We start from the raw sequence: 17,017 nt of genomic DNA, 5'->3' as shown, positions 1-17,017 counted from the left end.
CAACATTCAGACGGCCTTAATAGCTTTTTTATTATTTATTTTTTCCCTTGATAAAAATCAGGGTGTTTTTTATGCCAAACCAGATAAAACAAAGCCAAGACAACAATATATCCTGCCCCAACGATAATCGACAAACGTGTATCTGGGTTAATAGCCATAAAAATTAAAATAATACTTAATGCAATAAGTGTGAAGTAATTAGAATATGGATACCATGGCATCATTAATGGATGATCTATCATTTGATGCTGATTTGCATGCCTAAATCGCAATTCACTAATCACAATTACAAACCACGGAACCATTCCCGGCAAAACAGAAGAACTATAAACAATCACAAATAACTTTGTTCCCATATTACTAAAATTTTGTAAAAAAACATTCATAATAATTCCAATTAAGATCCCAAAAGAAATTGAAATAATTGAAACATATGGAACTTGATGCTTCGATAATTTAGCAATTGTCTTAGAAACAAATCCATCTTTACTTAATTTAAAAAGCATTCGGCTTGATGAATAGATACCCGAATTTGCTCCTGACATGGCAGCTGTCAAAACAACAAAATTAATAATAGAAGCTGCCCCAGCAATTCCTACCTTGGCAAACGTTTCTACAAAAGGCGAACCAATTTGTCCAAGTTGATTCCATGGAAAAATTGTGACGATCACAAAGATGGCACCTACATAAAAAATCAAAATACGGTAAACCACAGAATGAATAGCTTTAGCGATAGCCGTTTTAGGTTCTTCGGCTTCACCTGCTGTAATTCCTAAAACTTCAATCCCTTGATATGATCCCGCAATAATGGCTAGTGAAAACATAAACCCATTCAAACCGCCTGTAAAGAAACCACCATGTTGCCACAAATTTCCAAATCCAATAGGTTGACCATGATTACCAAATCCAAATAAAATCATCAACAATCCCATAATAATCATTAAAACAATCGTAACAACTTTTATCATCGCAAAATAATATTCTAACCGACCAAATGCTTTAACAGAAACGAGATTAGCCAGCGTTAAAAATATTAAAACAACCAAACCAGACGTCCAACCTGGAACAGATGGAAACCAATAATTAATATAAGTTCCAACAGCAATAACTTCAGAAATACCAACCACTACATATTGAAATATATTACTCCAAGAAGTAATCCAACCAGCTATCGGATGAATATAGTTTGTTGCATAATCCGCAAAGGAACCAGTAGTAGGATTAATATAAAGCATCTCACCCAATGCTCTCATAACTAAATATAGAATAAACCCCATCACAGCATATGCTAATACTACAGATGGTCCGGTCCAGGCGATGGTTGAGGCAGAACCCATGAACAATCCTACTCCAATTGTTCCACCCAAAGCAATCATCTGCATTTGCCCAGATGTTAATGAGCCTTTTAAGCCCATTTTGTTTGAATCACCTTTATCTTTTTCCATTTGACCTTCCTCATTTCCATATAAAAAACCCAATCAGTGCTAAAGGCATTGATTGGGTTGCTCTAAATTATCTAATTTCAGATATCCAAAAACTCCCAACCATTTAAATTGTGGTTGAGGTGGTGGTATTTTTAATTTTAACAAGTTTATTTTGTTGCATGATTAATTCCCACCTTCCTTGAATAGTTTCATATTATCACTACTTAATTGCGAATACAATAACCTTATTAGTATTAGATTATTTTTATTTTATTTTATTTTATTTCAAAATAGATCATTTTTATTTATATCTATAAAAGTTATATAAAAATCATTTTAATTATCTGAACGTGAATAACCATTTTTCATATTATTTGAACGGGCCATTAAAACTTGATCCATTAAGGCTTCTAACTCTTCTTTGATTTCATTCGCAAATTTTTGATTAGCCAACTCTAAGTCAGCTTGTGGATCACGATCCACAACGTGAACATGTTGACGTGCCATCCCAAGAGTATTTAACTGATAACGCTCAATGAATGGAATAATTTCACTGTAATTCGCATCAGCCATTGCTGCAACCAAGCGATTAGCCCAATAATAAGACTCACTTGTCACACGCAATGTAGTATCTCTGAAGTATGCTGGAATATCTTGAACTTGTGTATAGATAGGAACCAAGGTCGCAAAAGGCATGCTTGAATAAGCAAGCCACTGTAAAGCCATTTTATCTTCTGGCATATTTGGCCGCAGTTGCAATACACTTAACTCACAATTTCGGTTAATTCCAATTGGCCGGAAAAGATTTCGTGTTGTTTCATCGCCTAATTGGCCATATGGATCATATTCTGTTCCTTGATAATGACTACTCATTATCATATGAACATCTTCAATAGTTATTTTATGATCAGGTTTTTGAGCAAAGGGAATATCATCATCCATAGGCTCATGTTGCACCTGTGGTGTAAGCATTTTTTGAATAGACCAAGCACGTGGCGTATTATACACATGATCCATTTCAGTATGTGTTCCAAACATAATTCTAGAATTAAATTCTTCGTCAATTTGAAGTTTATTTTCTTTTATAAATCCAATCATATCTGCAGACGCCATAAAATTTTCAGTATCGTCTAAATCAAATGCTTCAATTCCACGTTGATTTGGAACTGTTACATACATATTATCAGGAACTCGTTGGGCTAACCAATGATGTCCACCGACAGTTTCCAAGAACCATATTTCATTGACATCAGAAAAAGCAATTCCGTTCATTTCATAAGTTCCAAATCGCTCCAGTAAGTCTCCTAAACGTTGAACACCATCGCGGGCAGAATGAATATACGGCAGCACTAACGTCAACATATCCTCTTCACCAATTCCGTTCTCCAAAAGAGGATCAGCCCCCAAGACACGGGCATTTGTCGTAATTGTTTCAGTAGCTGACATTGCAATATTTTCAGCATTTATTCCAGCTTCACCCCAGACACCATGATTTTCATCCACATCCGGTGTAGCTGTGTACCGCATTGGATTATCAGGTAAATCGATCTCTACTTTTGATATCTTAGCTTGATAATGTCTTGGTTGATCCTTTGGATTGACCACAATCATCTTTTTAGCATTGAACACGCCATTCGGGGAATCTTCAGTTCGAGCAATAATAGTTGAGCCATCTGCACTGGCCCCTTTACCAATTAAAATCGTCGTACAAGCTGTTGGTTCGTAATTCTTAATCATAAAAATATACCTCCATCATATTGACTTCAATTATACTCTTTTACTGAAATTTAAATTAAAATAATCTTAAAAACATGTTCGTGGATGAATACAAGATATCTTTTAACAATAAAAAAAAGACATTAGTTAGTTAACTAATGTCTCGAATTTATGCCGACTGGGGGATTCGAACCCTCGACCTACGGTTTACGATACCGTCGCTCTACCAACTGAGCTAAGTCGGCATGTCCGTCAGCAAAGCTGAATTACAACTCCGAATGTCGGGCTCGAACCGACGACAGCACGATTAACAGTCGTGTGCTCTACCAACTGAGCTAATTCGGAATAATGCGTCGCGACTTCCTATCCTCGCAGGAGGCGATCCTCCAACTACTTTCGGCGTGACTGAGCTTAACTTCTGTGTTCGGGATGGGAACAGGTGTGACCTCAGTGCTATCGTCACGACACGTATTAAATTGTTGAGAGTTAGTTCCCTCAAAACTGAATCATATATTTATAAATTTTAACAATACACCTTGAACCACCACGTCGTATTCAACTTGGTTAAGTCCTCGAACCATTAGTACTAGTCCGCTCCATACCTCACGGTACTTCCACTTCTAGCCTATCTACCTCATCATCTATAAGGGGTCTTACTTCTTTCGAATGGGAAATCTCATCTCGAGGCGAGTTTCACACTTAGATGCTTTCAGCGTTTATCTCATCCGTACATAGCTACTCAGCGATGCTCCTGGCGGAACAACTGATACACCAGTGGTACGTCCACCCCGGTCCTCTCGTACTAAGGGCAGCTCCTCTCAAATTTCCTACGCCCGCGACGGATAGGGACCGAACTGTCTCACGACGTTCTGAACCCAGCTCGCGTACCGCTTTAATGGGCGAACAGCCCAACCCTTGGGACCGACTACAGCCCCAGGATGCGATGAGCCGACATCGAGGTGCCAAACCTCCCCGTCGATGTGGACTCTTGGGGGAGATAAGCCTGTTATCCCCAGGGTAGCTTTTATCCGTTGAGCGATGGCCCTTCCATGCGGAACCACCGGATCACTAAGTCCTACTTTCGTACCTGCTCGACCTGTTAGTCTCGCAGTCAAGCTCGCTTATGCCTTTACACTCTACGAATGATTTCCAACCATTCTGAGCGAACCTTTGAGCGCCTCCGTTACCTTTTAGGAGGCGACCGCCCCAGTCAAACTGCCTGCCAGACACTGTCTTCCACCACGATTAGTGGTGTGAGTTAGAGTGATCATACAACGAGGGTAGTATCCCACTATTGCCTCCATCGAAACTAGCGTTCCGATTTCTACGGCTCCTACCTATTCTGTACAAGCTGCACAAGCACTCAATATCAAGCTACAGTAAAGCTCCATGGGGTCTTTCCGTCCTGTCGCGGGTAACCCGCATCTTCACGGGTATTTAAATTTCACCGAGTCTCTCGTTGAGACAGTGCCCAGATCGTTACGCCTTTCGTGCGGGTCGGAACTTACCCGACAAGGAATTTCGCTACCTTAGGACCGTTATAGTTACGGCCGCCGTTTACTGGGGCTTCAATTCGCACCTTCGCCGAAGCTAAGCACTCCTTTTAACCTTCCAGCACCGGGCAGGCGTCAGCCCCTATACGTCATCTTTCGATTTTGCAGAAACCTGTGTTTTTGATAAACAGTCGCCTGGGCCTATTCACTGCGGCTCAGCTTGCGCTGAGCACCCCTTCTCCCGAAGTTACGGGGTCATTTTGCCGAGTTCCTTAACGAGAGTTCACTCGCACACCTTAGGATTCTCTCCTCGACTACCTGTGTCGGTTTGCGGTACGGGCAGGTAAACACTAACTAGAAGCTTTTCTCGGCAGCGTGACATCATGGACTTCTCTACTTTATTTCGATCCTCATCATCACTTGTTCTTAAAGGGATAAGCATTTAACTACTCCCAAAACTTGTGATTTAACCCAGCACTTCCAGTCGCTGGGATCCATTAGCCTTCTGCGTCCCTCCATCGTTCAAACATGTTCACCTGGTACTGGAATCTCAACCAGTTATCCATCGACTACGCCTTTCGGCCTCGCCTTAGGTCCCGACTAACCCTGGGAGGACGAGCCTTCCCCAGGAAACCTTAGTCATTCGGTGGACAGGATTCTCACCTGTCTTTCGCTACTCATACCGGCATTCTCACTTCTATGCGCTCCACCAGTCCTCACGGTCTGACTTCATTGCCCATAGAACGCTCTCCTATCGCGCCACTTACGTGGCACCCGTAGTTTCGGTGGTGTGTTTAGCCCCGGTACATTTTCGGCGCAGAATCACTCGACTAGTGAGCTATTACGCACTCTTTAAATGGTGGCTGCTTCTGAGCCAACATCCTAGTTGTCTATGCAACTCCACATCCTTTTCCACTTAACACACACTTAGGGACCTTAACTGACGATCTGGGCTGTTCCCCTTTCGACAATGGATCTTATCACTCACTGTCTGACTCCCGGACATACGTAATTGGCATTCGGAGTTTATCTTAATTTGGTAACCCGAGATGGGCCCCGCACCAAAACAGTGCTCTACCTCCAATACGCTACATTCCGAGGCTAGCCCTAAAGCTATTTCGGAGAGAACCAGCTATCTCCAAGTTCGATTGGAATTTCACCTCTACCCACACCTCATCCTAGCATTTTTCAACATGCACAGGTTCGGGCCTCCAGTGCGTCTTACCACACCTTCACCCTGGACATGGGTAGGTCACCTGGTTTCGGGTTTACAACTACATACTATGTCGCCCATTTCAGACTCGCTTTCGCTACGGCTCCGGTCTTTCCACCTTAACCTTGCATGTAATCATAACTCGCCGGTTCATTCTACAAAAGGCACGCCATCACCCATTAACGGGCTCTGACTTCTTGTAGGCACATGGTTTCAGGAACTTTTTCACTCCCCTTCCGGGGTGCTTTTCACCTTTCCCTCACGGTACTGGTTCACTATCGGTCACTAGGTAGTATTTAGCCTTGGGAGATGGTCCTCCCAGATTCCGACCGGATTTCACGTGTCCGGCCGTACTCAGGATCCTACACGGGAGATTGTACGTTTTCGTCTACAGGGCTATCACCTTGTTTCGCGTGGTTTCCCAACCACTTCGACTAACATACAATTTTGTAACTCCACAACGGTAGTCCTACAACCCCAAAGTGCAAGCACTTTGGTTTGGGCTCTTCCGGGTTCGCTCGCCGCTACTGACGGAATCGATATTTCTTTCTACTCCTGTTGCTAATGAGATGTTTCAGTTCACAACGTCTACCTTCAACTAGTCTATATATTCAACTAGTGATAACTTGCATAACAAGTTGGGTTCCCCCATTCGGAAATCTCCGGATCAAAGCTTACTTACAGCTCCCCGAAGCATATCGGTGTTAGTACCGTCCTTCATCGGCTCCTAGTGCCAAGGCATTCACCATGCGCCCTTAATAACTTAACCGATCAACTTTCGTTGATGATTCAAGCTTGAGTATGCGACCTAACGGTCGCTTGCGATTACCACAATATAAATATTGTGATGAACTAATTAAAAAACTCAAAAAATAACGCGGTGTAATTCACTGTCAATCATCATTGCGATGATCAACTATTGATTTACTCGGTTCAATTTATATTGTATTCAATAAAATTGAAATTTTTAAAATTTATATATATGATTCAGTTTTCAAAGAACTAATTTAGTATCTTTCGATACTATGGGCCTGACAGGACTCGAACCTGTGACCTCTGCGTTATCAACACAGCGCTCTAACCAGCTGAGCTACAGGCCCAATAAATTAAATTGAGTGTAAAACACTCAAAACTAAATAACGTTTCAACGAATATGCAGGTTTCCGATTTTCCTTAGAAAGGAGGTGATCCAGCCGCAGGTTCTCCTACGGCTACCTTGTTACGACTTCACCCTAATCATCTGTCCCACCTTAGGCGGCTGGCTCCTAATAAAAGGTTACCTCACCGACTTTGGGTGTTACAAACTCTCATGGTGTGACGGGCGGTGTGTACAAGACCCGGGAACGTATTCACCGCGGCGTGCTGATCCGCGATTACTAGCGATTCCGACTTCGTGTAGGCGAGTTGCAGCCTACAGTCCGAACTGAGACAAGCTTTAAGAGATTTGCGCACCCTCGCGGGTTGGCGACTCGTTGTACTTGCCATTGTAGCACGTGTGTAGCCCAGGTCATAAGGGGCATGATGATTTGACGTCATCCCCGCCTTCCTCCGGTTTGTCACCGGCAGTCTTGCTAGAGTGCCCAACTAAATGCTGGCAACTAACAATAAGGGTTGCGCTCGTTGCGGGACTTAACCCAACATCTCACGACACGAGCTGACGACAACCATGCACCACCTGTCACTTTGTCCCCGAAGGGAAAGTTCCATCTCTGGAGTTGTCAAAGGATGTCAAGACCTGGTAAGGTTCTTCGCGTTGCTTCGAATTAAACCACATGCTCCACCGCTTGTGCGGGTCCCCGTCAATTCCTTTGAGTTTCAACCTTGCGGTCGTACTCCCCAGGCGGAGTGCTTAATGCGTTAGCTTCGTCACTCAAGGGCGGAAACCCTCGAACAACTAGCACTCATCGTTTACAGTGTGGACTACCAGGGTATCTAATCCTGTTTGCTACCCACACTTTCGAGCCTCAACGTCAGTTACAGTCCAGAAAGCCGCCTTCGCCACTGGTGTTCTTCCATATATCTACGCATTTCACCGCTACACATGGAGTTCCACTTTCCTCTACTGCACTCAAGTTATCCAGTTTCCAAAGCAATTCCTCGGTTGAGCCGAGGGCTTTCACTTCAGACTTAAATAACCGTCTGCGCTCGCTTTACGCCCAATAAATCCGGATAACGCTTGGAACATACGTATTACCGCGGCTGCTGGCACGTATTTAGCCGTTCCTTTCTGGTAAGATACCGTCACACATTGAACAGTTACTCTCAATGTCATTCTTCTCTTACAACAGTGTTTTACGAGCCGAAACCCTTCATCACACACGCGGCGTTGCTCCATCAGACTTTCGTCCATTGTGGAAGATTCCCTACTGCTGCCTCCCGTAGGAGTATGGGCCGTGTCTCAGTCCCATTGTGGCCGGTCAGTCTCTCAACTCGGCTATGTATCATTGTCTTGGTGAGCCATTACCTCACCAACTAACTAATACACCGCGGGACCATCTCTTAGTGATAGCAAGACCATCTTTTAAACTAAAACCATGCGGTTTTAATTATTATACGGTATTAGCATTTGTTTCCAAATGTTATCCCCTGCTAAGAGGTAGGTTTCCCACGTGTTACTCACCCGTTCGCCACTCATTGCAATGTTGAAAATCAAATCTGAACAAGTTCTTCATATCATTTCAACCACAATGCGTTCGACTTGCATGTATTAGGCACGCCGCCAGCGTTCATCCTGAGCCAGGATCAAACTCTCAATTTAAAATTGAAAAGCTTGAGTATAACTCAATCTTTTTTTGTTGTTGTTTAACAGTTGTTAAACGAATTTACTAGCGAAATTGACTTCGCAAATGTTTGTATCTTCCATATTATAAATATGAGACACACCTGCACATTTGTTTCATCGAAACGTTATTTAGTTTTCAATGTTCTACTCATTGCCTCTCACGAGACAACTTAATTAGTATATCAAGTGGCTGATTAAATGTCAACAACTTATTATATTTAATTTCATCAACTTAACAACGAAATACTCGTTTGCCCTTAGCCGACTTAAATAATATACTCCATTTCACATTAAGCGTCAATAACTAATTTTATTTTTTTAATGATCAGCCCCAAACTGGCTTCTTAAATCCTGTTAAATCAAGTATTTTAAGCGTAAAAACATGAAATATTTATTTTAGTATCAACAATATTTTTATCCACATAGTAAGAAATAAACATAATAAAAAAGGCTAACCTTATAAAGGTTAGTCTCATTATTTTATCGTATTAACGCATTGTTGGGAACAATAAAACATCTCGAATCGTATCAGTATCGGTTAATAGCATTACCAAACGATCAATCCCAATACCAAGACCTCCCGTTGGAGCCATTCCATATTCAAGCGCCTCAATGAAGTCTTCATCAATACCTTCTGCTTCATCATTTCCTTTGGCTGCTTCAGCTGCTTGGGCTTCAAAACGTTCGCGTTGATCAATTGGATCATTTAACTCAGTAAAGGCATTTCCATATTCAGCCCCCATGATAAAAATTTCGAATCGATCAGTAAAGCGTTCATCATCAGCATTCTTTTTAGCCAATGGTGAAACTTCTACTGGATGTCCATATACAAAAGTAGGTTGAATTAATGTCTTTTCAACAAATTTCTCAAAGAATTCATTAATAATATGGCCTACGCCCCAAAAACTCTCAACCTTAATATCATTATCAACCGCCAACTTCTTAGCTTCATCCAAGCTCATTGGTTGCCAGAAGTCAATTCCTGTTTGCTCCTTAATTAAATCTACCATATGTTTACGCGCAAAAGGCTTTGCCAAATCTAATTGAGTACCTTGATAGGTAATCTTTAAATCATCTGATACTACCTTAGTAGCGGCCTTAATGATATTTTCTGCTTCAACCATGACATCTTCAAAATCCCAGTATGCAGCATAAGTTTCCATAGTAGTAAATTCAGGATTATGCTTAGGATCCATCCCCTCATTTCTGAAGACACGCCCAATTTCATAAACCTTTTCCATTCCACCGACAATTAACCGCTTAAGATGTAATTCCAATGCAATCCGTAGATACATATCAATATCTAAAGCATTGTGATGGGTGATAAATGGACGAGCTGAAGCTCCTCCGGCTGAATTTTGTAGAATAGGTGTTTCAACTTCAATAAATCCATCACCATCCATGTAACGTCGGATAGCTGAAATGATCTCTGAACGCTTTTGAAAACGGCTGAATGAATCTTCATTTGCAATCAAATCCAAATAACGCTTCCGATAACGTGTTTCAATGTCATTTAGGCCATGAAACTTATCTGGTAACGGACGCAAAGCTTTCGTAAGATGTGTAATCGTTTGTACATTAACTGATAACTCGCCAGCTTTAGTTTTCATCATTGTTCCAGAAAAGCCTAAAATATCACCAAGATCAGATTTTTTCAATAACTCATACGCATCTTCTCCTACAATTGGCTTTTGTACGAAAATTTGAACAGATCCTGTCCGATCTTTGATGTTAGCGAAAGTTATTTTCCCTGAACGACGCTTTGTCATCATCCGGCCAGCAATCTTCACTGAAATTTGTTTCTCTTCTAATTCATCAATATCAACGTCATCATAAGCTTGATGTAATTCACTTGCATGATGGGAAGCTTCAAATCTTTGACCAAAAGGATCAATTCCTTGTTCCTTTAATTCTGCCATCTTTTCACGACGTACAACCATTTGATCATTTAAAGATAGTTCTTGTGCTGCCATTAATTCTTCCTCATTTCTTTTATTTTTGATCCATAATATTTTGCAATTCTTCAGTGTTAAACTGAATTTTATTTCCTGTAAACCGATCTACAATTTCAGCTCCTTGATCGTCTTCGACCATTTCTTGGAGTTGATCGTTATTTAAAGTTGCTAACATTCTTGCATACTCTCGTTTAGTTAAGTCAGGATACAAACTAACTTCTTCAGTTGATAATTGCTTTAAATTATCATTACCAAAAATTCGTTCCAAGATACCAAAGGTTCCTTGTCCTTTTTGTAGTGTTTGGTTAATCTCTGGCATATTTTCAACAGCCTGATAAAAACGATCCAAAGCTTCTTGTTTTGCATCGGGTAATGCTGAAACAATAAAGCCACCTGCAGCATGGACCTGTTTATTTTCGTCAACGGCAACATCAACCATCACTAATGAAGGAATTTGCTCAGAAGTCAACATGTAATAAGTAAAATCATCATCAATTCGGCCACTAGCTAAAGCAACTGAACCAGTAAAAGGTTGAGATTCTCCATCCATTTCCTTAGTGACACGCAAAAAGCCTTCTGTTCCAACTGCACTAACAATATCAGCAGTTTGAACTTGTGGATTTGTTACATACCCGCGCACTAATCCAGTGGCACTAGATTCAGTAACAATTTTACCAGCTGGTCCATTTCCTTCAATAGTAACCGCTAAACGTTCATCACCTTTTAAGATTGCATTTGAAACTAATAATGTGCTTAATAAAGCTCGACCCAATAAATTAATTCCCATAGGGGTCGCTTGGTGAAATGAAGCTGCCTGTTGAAGCATCTCCGTTCCATCAATAGCAATAGTACGGAAATTATTATCTTTCGTGATTGCTCGTACAATTGTATCAGCCATTCATTTTCTCCCATCTATTTTAAAATGTCTTATTAATTTTACCATGCCTATCCTAATTATTCCGAATAATCCTTTATAAATGTAAAAGAGCCTTAGTTTAACTAAACTAAGGCTCTTTTTAAAAATTAATGTTTGCGTTCTTTAACTTCAATTTCATCTCCACCAACAATTACAATATCAGCAGTATTAAGGAATAATCCGTGATCGACAACTCCAACTTCCTTTGATAAGTAATCTGATAAGCGTTCTGGACTATCCATCCCATCCAAGTGTAGGTCTAGAATATAGTGTCCACCATCAGTCACCAAAGTTTTACCTTCTTGATCTAAACGTAGTGTAGGATTCAAACCATCTTTTTCAAATTTACGTGCTAGTTGTCCGCTTCCATAAGGTACAACTTCAACTGGCAATGGGAAAGTTCCCAAAACCGGCTTAACCTTACTTTGGTCAACAATCCAAATATTTTTAGTTGAATTCTTGGCAACAATCTTTTCCATTAATAAAGCAGCTCCGCCACCTTTAATTCCATTTAAATAAGTATCTACTTCATCAGCCCCATCAACAGTAACGTCAATATGGTCAACCTCGTCGACATCGACAATTTTCATTCCTAGTTCTGCTCCGCGAGCAGCTGTTCGGTTAGAAGTCGTAACTCCTGTAAAATTAATCTTCTTTTCGGCCAAAGCGTCTAAGAAGAAAGCCACTGTTGATCCAGTTCCTAATCCTACAGTCATTCCTTCTTCAATATATTGAGCCGCAAACTCAGCAGCTTTTTTCTTATTTAAATCTTGTGCATTCATGGTTTTGAATCCTCTATTTTCTTTATTTTATCTTTAGTTCATTATTTGAATCAAAAAATAAATCCAGTTAAACGTTTTACCATCAAACAACCTCAATTTTAGTGAAAATTAACTAGTTTGTCAATTATCAGACCGCGGTACTCCTGTCGATTCACGCACGATCAATTTAAGTTCCAATGTATCATTTTGTTGTGGTAAATCAGGGTCTCTTAATCTTTTAATAATCATATTTAAAGCATCTATACCGATTTGTTGAACTGGTTGACGAACCGTAGTTAAAGCCGGCACAAAAAATTCAGCATAATCAGTATCATCATAACCAACAACTGAAACATCTTTAGGAACATTAACACCATGTTCATACAGCCCTCTTATTAAGCCCACTGCTATTTCATCATTCAAAGTAAAAACCGCAGTTGCTCCAGTTGCCATAATTTTTTCTGCTGCAACTAAACCACCATGTTTTGAAAGTTGCGTTTTAACATTATCAATCGGCTCAATTCCTTCATCATAAAGTGCTGAAATGAACCCAGCTTCACGTTGATGCATATTGTCTGTCATTTGTTCAGCCATCAATAAAGTTATTTTCTTATGCCCCAATTCCATTAAATGGCGTGCCGCCATTTTACCGCCTTGCCACTCTCTTACCATAACTTGATCTTTAGCATCCAAATCAGCACTCTGATCTAATGAAAGGAATGGAATATTCCGTTTAGTTAAAAATTCAATCATTTTTTGATGCTCGGGAATTGGCCGGCCAAAAATTAAAGCATCGGCTCCGCGTTCAATTAATGAATAAATCGATGCTTCTAAGTTTTCCTCATTTGCACCCATAAATACTAAATCCACATTTTCTGGACCATCAACTTGCATACTTTGAATTAAATCAGCAAAAAACGGCATCCTAAATGACGGAATTAAAACGCCAATTAACGGGCTAGTCCCCCCTTTTAAACGTTTTGCCGCGATATTTGGGATATAACCCAATTCATTTCGTGCGTTAATAACTTTATGAATTGTTTCATCAGAAAAACGCTCTGTTTTATTATTTATTATTTGCGAAACCGTTGCAATTGAAACGCCCGCAAGCTTGGCAACATCCTTAATCGAAGCTTTTTTCATGGTTTTATCCTTTAGCCTTTTATTTAATGTAACCGTTTTTTTAAGCTACGTTTATAGTATAATACATAATAAGTTTTAATGTTGACTGAAGGTTCAAGTTTTTTTATTTTTAAAAATTCTTTGGAAGCGCTTGCATTTTTAAAAATGATCATGTATTCTTGTCTTCAGTTAAACGTTTCAACGTTCTCTTATTTCTCTTTTTTTGGAAAGGATCTGGACATGTACTTACTCATCAATATTGTCGGTATTTTCGTTACTCTGGGCGTAGCTTATCTATTCTCACGTGACAAAAAGAACATTCAATGGAAATCCGTTGGAATCGTAACCGTATTGCAATTATTCTTAGCCTGGTTCTTTGTGAACTTTAGCATTGGTCGTCAAGCTGTTGTCGCCGCGGCTGAAGGCTTCAACTGGTTGGTAGCCACCGCCTATAAAGGAATTGCCTTTGCCCTTCCTGAATGGGTTTCATCTACCATCCCTGGTGCCGGAGGGACTTTAGATGGGTCAATGAATTTCGTGACTTCTGCGTTGATGCCAATCTTATTGGTAGTGCCTTTGTTTGATATTCTAACTTACATCGGCTTCCTGCCTTGGGTAGTTAAGTGGATTGGTCGTGCCTTATCATTCATCACAGGCCAACCAAAATTTGAAGCTTTCTTCTCAGTTGAAATGATGTTCTTAGGAAACACCGAAGTTTTGGCCGTTTCTAAAGCTCAATTAAATCAAATGAGTGGAACGCGAAACTTAACATTAGCCTTAATGTCGATGAGTTGTGTCACTGCTTCAATAATCGGAGCTTATACCCAAATGATGCCTGGTCAATATGTTTTGACCGCTGTTCCTTTGAATATTCTAGGAGCCATCGTCATTTCTGCTATTTTGAATCCGATTAACATTTCACCGGAAGAAGACGTTGTTGTTGAAGTCAACGAACCAGTTGAAGTAGCTCAAGCTGATGGAACTATGAAAATGGAACGTCCAAAGAAAGAACCTTTCTTCTCATTCTTAGGTGACTCAATCTTAGGTGCTGGTAAGTTGATCTTAATTATCTTTGCATCTGTTGTAGCATTCGTTGCCTTGGCTAACTTAATTGATAATTTATTCTCATTAACTGGTCTTGACTGGCTTTCACTGGAAAACATCTTCGGTGTTATCATGTTCCCATTTGCATGGCTGTTGGGATTCAATCCACACGATGCTTTCCAAATTGCACAATATATGGGAACTAAATTGGTAACCAATGAATTCGTTGTTATGGGTGAAGTTTCAAAGAGTGTAATGGCTGGAACTGGTTTATTTGCTAATAAACACGCCGTAGCCGTGTTGACTGTCTTTGTAACATCATTTGCTAACTTCTCAACAGTTGGAATGATCATCGGAGCCTTCAAAGGTTTGGTTTCAAAAGAAAAAGTTGATTTGATCTCAAAAAATGTGCCTTTGATGTTAGTATCAGGAATTTTGGTTTCATTACTTTCAGCAGGAATGGCTGGATTATTCGCCTGGTAAATAAATTAAACTCACGTTAAACATGAATTAAACGGGGCTGAGAGCAATACAATGCCTCAACCCCGTTTTTATTTTAAATTTTATTTATTTGATTTTGTTCTAGAAGGGAATTTTACTCATGATAATGGAAAAAGAAGCTTTAATTTTAGATATGGACCCTGGAATTGATGACGCGATTGCCCTCTCAATTGCCTTAACTCGCCCTGAATTTGATTTAAAATTATTAACTGGAGTAGCGGGAAATGTTGCTGTTGAAAAAACGACCGCTAATTTATTAAAGTTAGAAGAATTTTTTAATCGTACAGATATTCCTGTAGCTATGGGAGCCAAAGCCCCATTGAAACGTGAATTTAAAGACGCTTCATATATCCATGGAGAATCTGGTATGCCTGGTTATGATTTTCCAGAATTAAAGCATCAACCCATTGATGATCCAGCTGTTGAAGCTATGCACCAAGTTTTATCAGATGCAGCAGAACCAATCACCATTGTTGCAACCGGTTCATATACCAATGTTGCTTTATTGCTTATCAAATATCCGGATATTAAATCTAAAATTAAGCGATTTATCCTTATGGGTGGTTCATTATCTGGGGGTAACGTGTCATCAGTAGCTGAATTCAACATCTTCACGGATCCCGATGCTGCCAAGATAGTTTACGAAAGTGGAATCGCTATCACGATGATCGGTCTCGATGTCACATTAAAAGCCCTCCTATCAAACCAATCGATCGAAAATGTGGCTGAAATTGGTGAAGTTGGAAAAATGATCTCCGGTGTTATGACTGCTTATAACGATATTGAGGCAGCTGGTAAGCCAATGCATGATGTTAATACAATCCTATTCTTGCTTCATCCAGAATTCTTCACTTTAGAAGACCACATGGTTTATGTCATCACTGAAGGACCAGCTATCGGTGGAACAATTGCTGACACGCAAGATCGTTGGTCAAACGGAAAATTAAATGCCCACGTCGCTGTTGATATCAACACAAAAGCATTTGAAGACTGGTTCTTAGCTGAAATCCCACATATGAACCAAATGAAAGATCATCCAATCAAATAAATAAGCATATTTTGTTTTACATCGAAAGGAATTGACCATGGCAACTAAAAAAATGATTTTAGATTTAGACACTGGAATTGATGATGCATTAGCTATGGCCTTAGCAGTCGAAGATCCACGAATTGACTTAATTGGAGTTATTTCTTCTTATGGAAACACTTTAATTGAAACTGCTGGTCAAAATTCACTAGATTTACTCCATCTCTTAAAAGCAGATGAAGTTCCCGTATATTTGGGAGATTCTCACTCATCGACCACTCAAACTTTTGAAACAATGCCAATTTCAATGGCAATTCATGGTGATAATGGAATTGGAAATATTAAATTAGATCCTGCCACTAGAAAAATTGAGGATCAATCAGGAGTGCAATTCTTAATTGATGCTGCTCATCAATATGGTGATAATTTAATCTACTTACCGACTGGACCACTAACAAATTTGGCCGCTGCCATTCAAAAAGATCCTGCTGTAGCTGAACTAATTGGGCAAACCACCTTAATGGGTGGAGCCCTGACAGTACCAGGAAATGTGACACCATTTACGGAAGCCAATATTCATCAGGATCCCGAAGCAGCTGATTTTGTATTTACGCATCAAAAGAACTTAACGATGATTGGGTTAGACGTTACATTACGAACATTGCTAACTAAGAAACATACAAAAGAATGGCGTGCACTTGGTACTAATGCTGGAGCGCAATACGCTGATATGATGGATTACTATATTGATGCTTACGACCGACTTGATATTGATCACCGTGGGGCTGCCTTACATGATCCATTAGCTGTAGCCGTAGCAATTGATCCTAATTACGTTACAACCATTGATCTCAACATGCGTGTTACTTATGATCGAAATTCAGGTGACTATGGCCGAACTATCGGTGATAATCAAAAATTATTAGATTCAACTACAACCAAAGTAGCTGTTAACGTCGATAACGAACGCTTTGTTCGAGATTTTCAAGATTTCATGTTAGATATTTTAAAACATTAATTTATAAAATATACTAATTTAAATTTAATCAACATAACCAATTAA

At 40.0% G+C, this 17,017-nt stretch carries 8 protein-coding genes, 3 tRNA genes, 3 rRNA genes and 1 pseudogene; 3 read left to right on the top strand and 12 right to left on the bottom strand.

The features are described from left to right. Positions 1-35: 35 nt before the first annotated feature. The 12 genes and pseudogenes from WKK_RS04200 to rbsR all read right to left on the bottom strand — a co-directional run. Positions 36-1,445: an amino acid permease gene (locus WKK_RS04200; protein WP_013989569.1), complete on the bottom strand. Its 1,410-nt coding sequence runs from the start codon at positions 1,443-1,445 to the stop codon at positions 36-38. Positions 1,446-1,760: 315 nt separating this feature from the next. After that, a complete protein-coding gene (locus WKK_RS04195) occupies positions 1,761-3,161 on the bottom strand; it encodes a C69 family dipeptidase (protein ID WP_013989568.1) in 1,401 nt (466 codons plus the stop codon). Between the two features lie 151 nt (positions 3,162-3,312). After that, positions 3,313-3,385, bottom strand: a tRNA-Thr gene (locus WKK_RS04190). 27 nt (positions 3,386-3,412) lie between these two features. Continuing rightward, positions 3,413-3,485: transfer RNA gene (locus WKK_RS04185), tRNA-Asn, on the bottom strand. 5 nt (positions 3,486-3,490) lie between these two features. Next, positions 3,491-3,607 (bottom strand): 5S ribosomal RNA (gene rrf / locus WKK_RS04180). A gap of 93 nt (positions 3,608-3,700) precedes the next feature. Beyond that, positions 3,701-6,615 (bottom strand): 23S ribosomal RNA (locus tag WKK_RS04175). Between the two features lie 257 nt (positions 6,616-6,872). Continuing rightward, positions 6,873-6,946, bottom strand: a tRNA-Ile gene (locus WKK_RS04170). 77 nt (positions 6,947-7,023) lie between these two features. Beyond that, positions 7,024-8,604: ribosomal RNA gene (locus WKK_RS04165) — 16S ribosomal RNA — on the bottom strand. The 16S, 23S and 5S rRNA genes sit together here with 3 tRNA genes alongside, the layout of an rRNA operon. Before the next feature lie 512 nt (positions 8,605-9,116). Further along, positions 9,117-10,601 carry a lysine--tRNA ligase gene (gene lysS, locus WKK_RS04160; RefSeq protein ID WP_006844862.1) on the bottom strand — a complete coding sequence of 495 codons (1,485 nt, stop codon included), beginning with the start codon at positions 10,599-10,601 and terminating at the stop codon, positions 9,117-9,119. A 19-nt stretch (positions 10,602-10,620) separates the two neighbouring features. Beyond that, a complete protein-coding gene (locus tag WKK_RS04155; protein WP_006844861.1) occupies positions 10,621-11,481 on the bottom strand; it encodes an Hsp33 family molecular chaperone HslO in 861 nt (286 codons plus the stop codon). Between the two features lie 125 nt (positions 11,482-11,606). Then, on the bottom strand, positions 11,607-12,281 hold the full coding sequence (rpiA, locus tag WKK_RS04150) for a ribose-5-phosphate isomerase RpiA (RefSeq protein ID WP_006844860.1): 675 nt from the start codon (positions 12,279-12,281) through the stop codon (positions 11,607-11,609). 120 nt (positions 12,282-12,401) lie between these two features. After that, positions 12,402-13,418: pseudogene (rbsR, locus tag WKK_RS04145) on the bottom strand (ribose utilization transcriptional repressor RbsR); the annotation flags it as partial. A 204-nt stretch (positions 13,419-13,622) separates the two neighbouring features. Here rbsR and WKK_RS04140 point away from each other — a divergent pair. The 3 genes from WKK_RS04140 to WKK_RS04130 all read left to right on the top strand — a co-directional run bounded on the left by WKK_RS04140 (position 13,623) and on the right by WKK_RS04130 (position 16,972). Then, positions 13,623-14,909, top strand: a complete 1,287-nt coding sequence (locus WKK_RS04140; protein WP_006844858.1) for a NupC/NupG family nucleoside CNT transporter — start codon at positions 13,623-13,625, stop codon at positions 14,907-14,909. A 118-nt stretch (positions 14,910-15,027) separates the two neighbouring features. Beyond that, the gene (gene rihC / locus WKK_RS04135) at positions 15,028-15,975 is read left to right on the top strand and encodes a ribonucleoside hydrolase RihC (protein WP_013989566.1); all 948 of its coding nucleotides are present in this window, start codon (positions 15,028-15,030) and stop codon (positions 15,973-15,975) included. 37 nt (positions 15,976-16,012) lie between these two features. Next, positions 16,013-16,972 carry a nucleoside hydrolase gene (locus WKK_RS04130; RefSeq protein ID WP_013989565.1) on the top strand — a complete coding sequence of 320 codons (960 nt, stop codon included), beginning with the start codon at positions 16,013-16,015 and terminating at the stop codon, positions 16,970-16,972. The last annotated feature ends 45 nt before the right edge of the window (positions 16,973-17,017 follow it).

This window comes from Weissella koreensis KACC 15510, assembly GCF_000219805.1.
Classification (GTDB): Bacteria; Bacillota; Bacilli; order Lactobacillales; family Lactobacillaceae; genus Weissella; species Weissella koreensis.
Note: the sequence above shows the minus strand (reverse complement) of the source record. Positions and strands in the feature narration are given on the sequence as shown.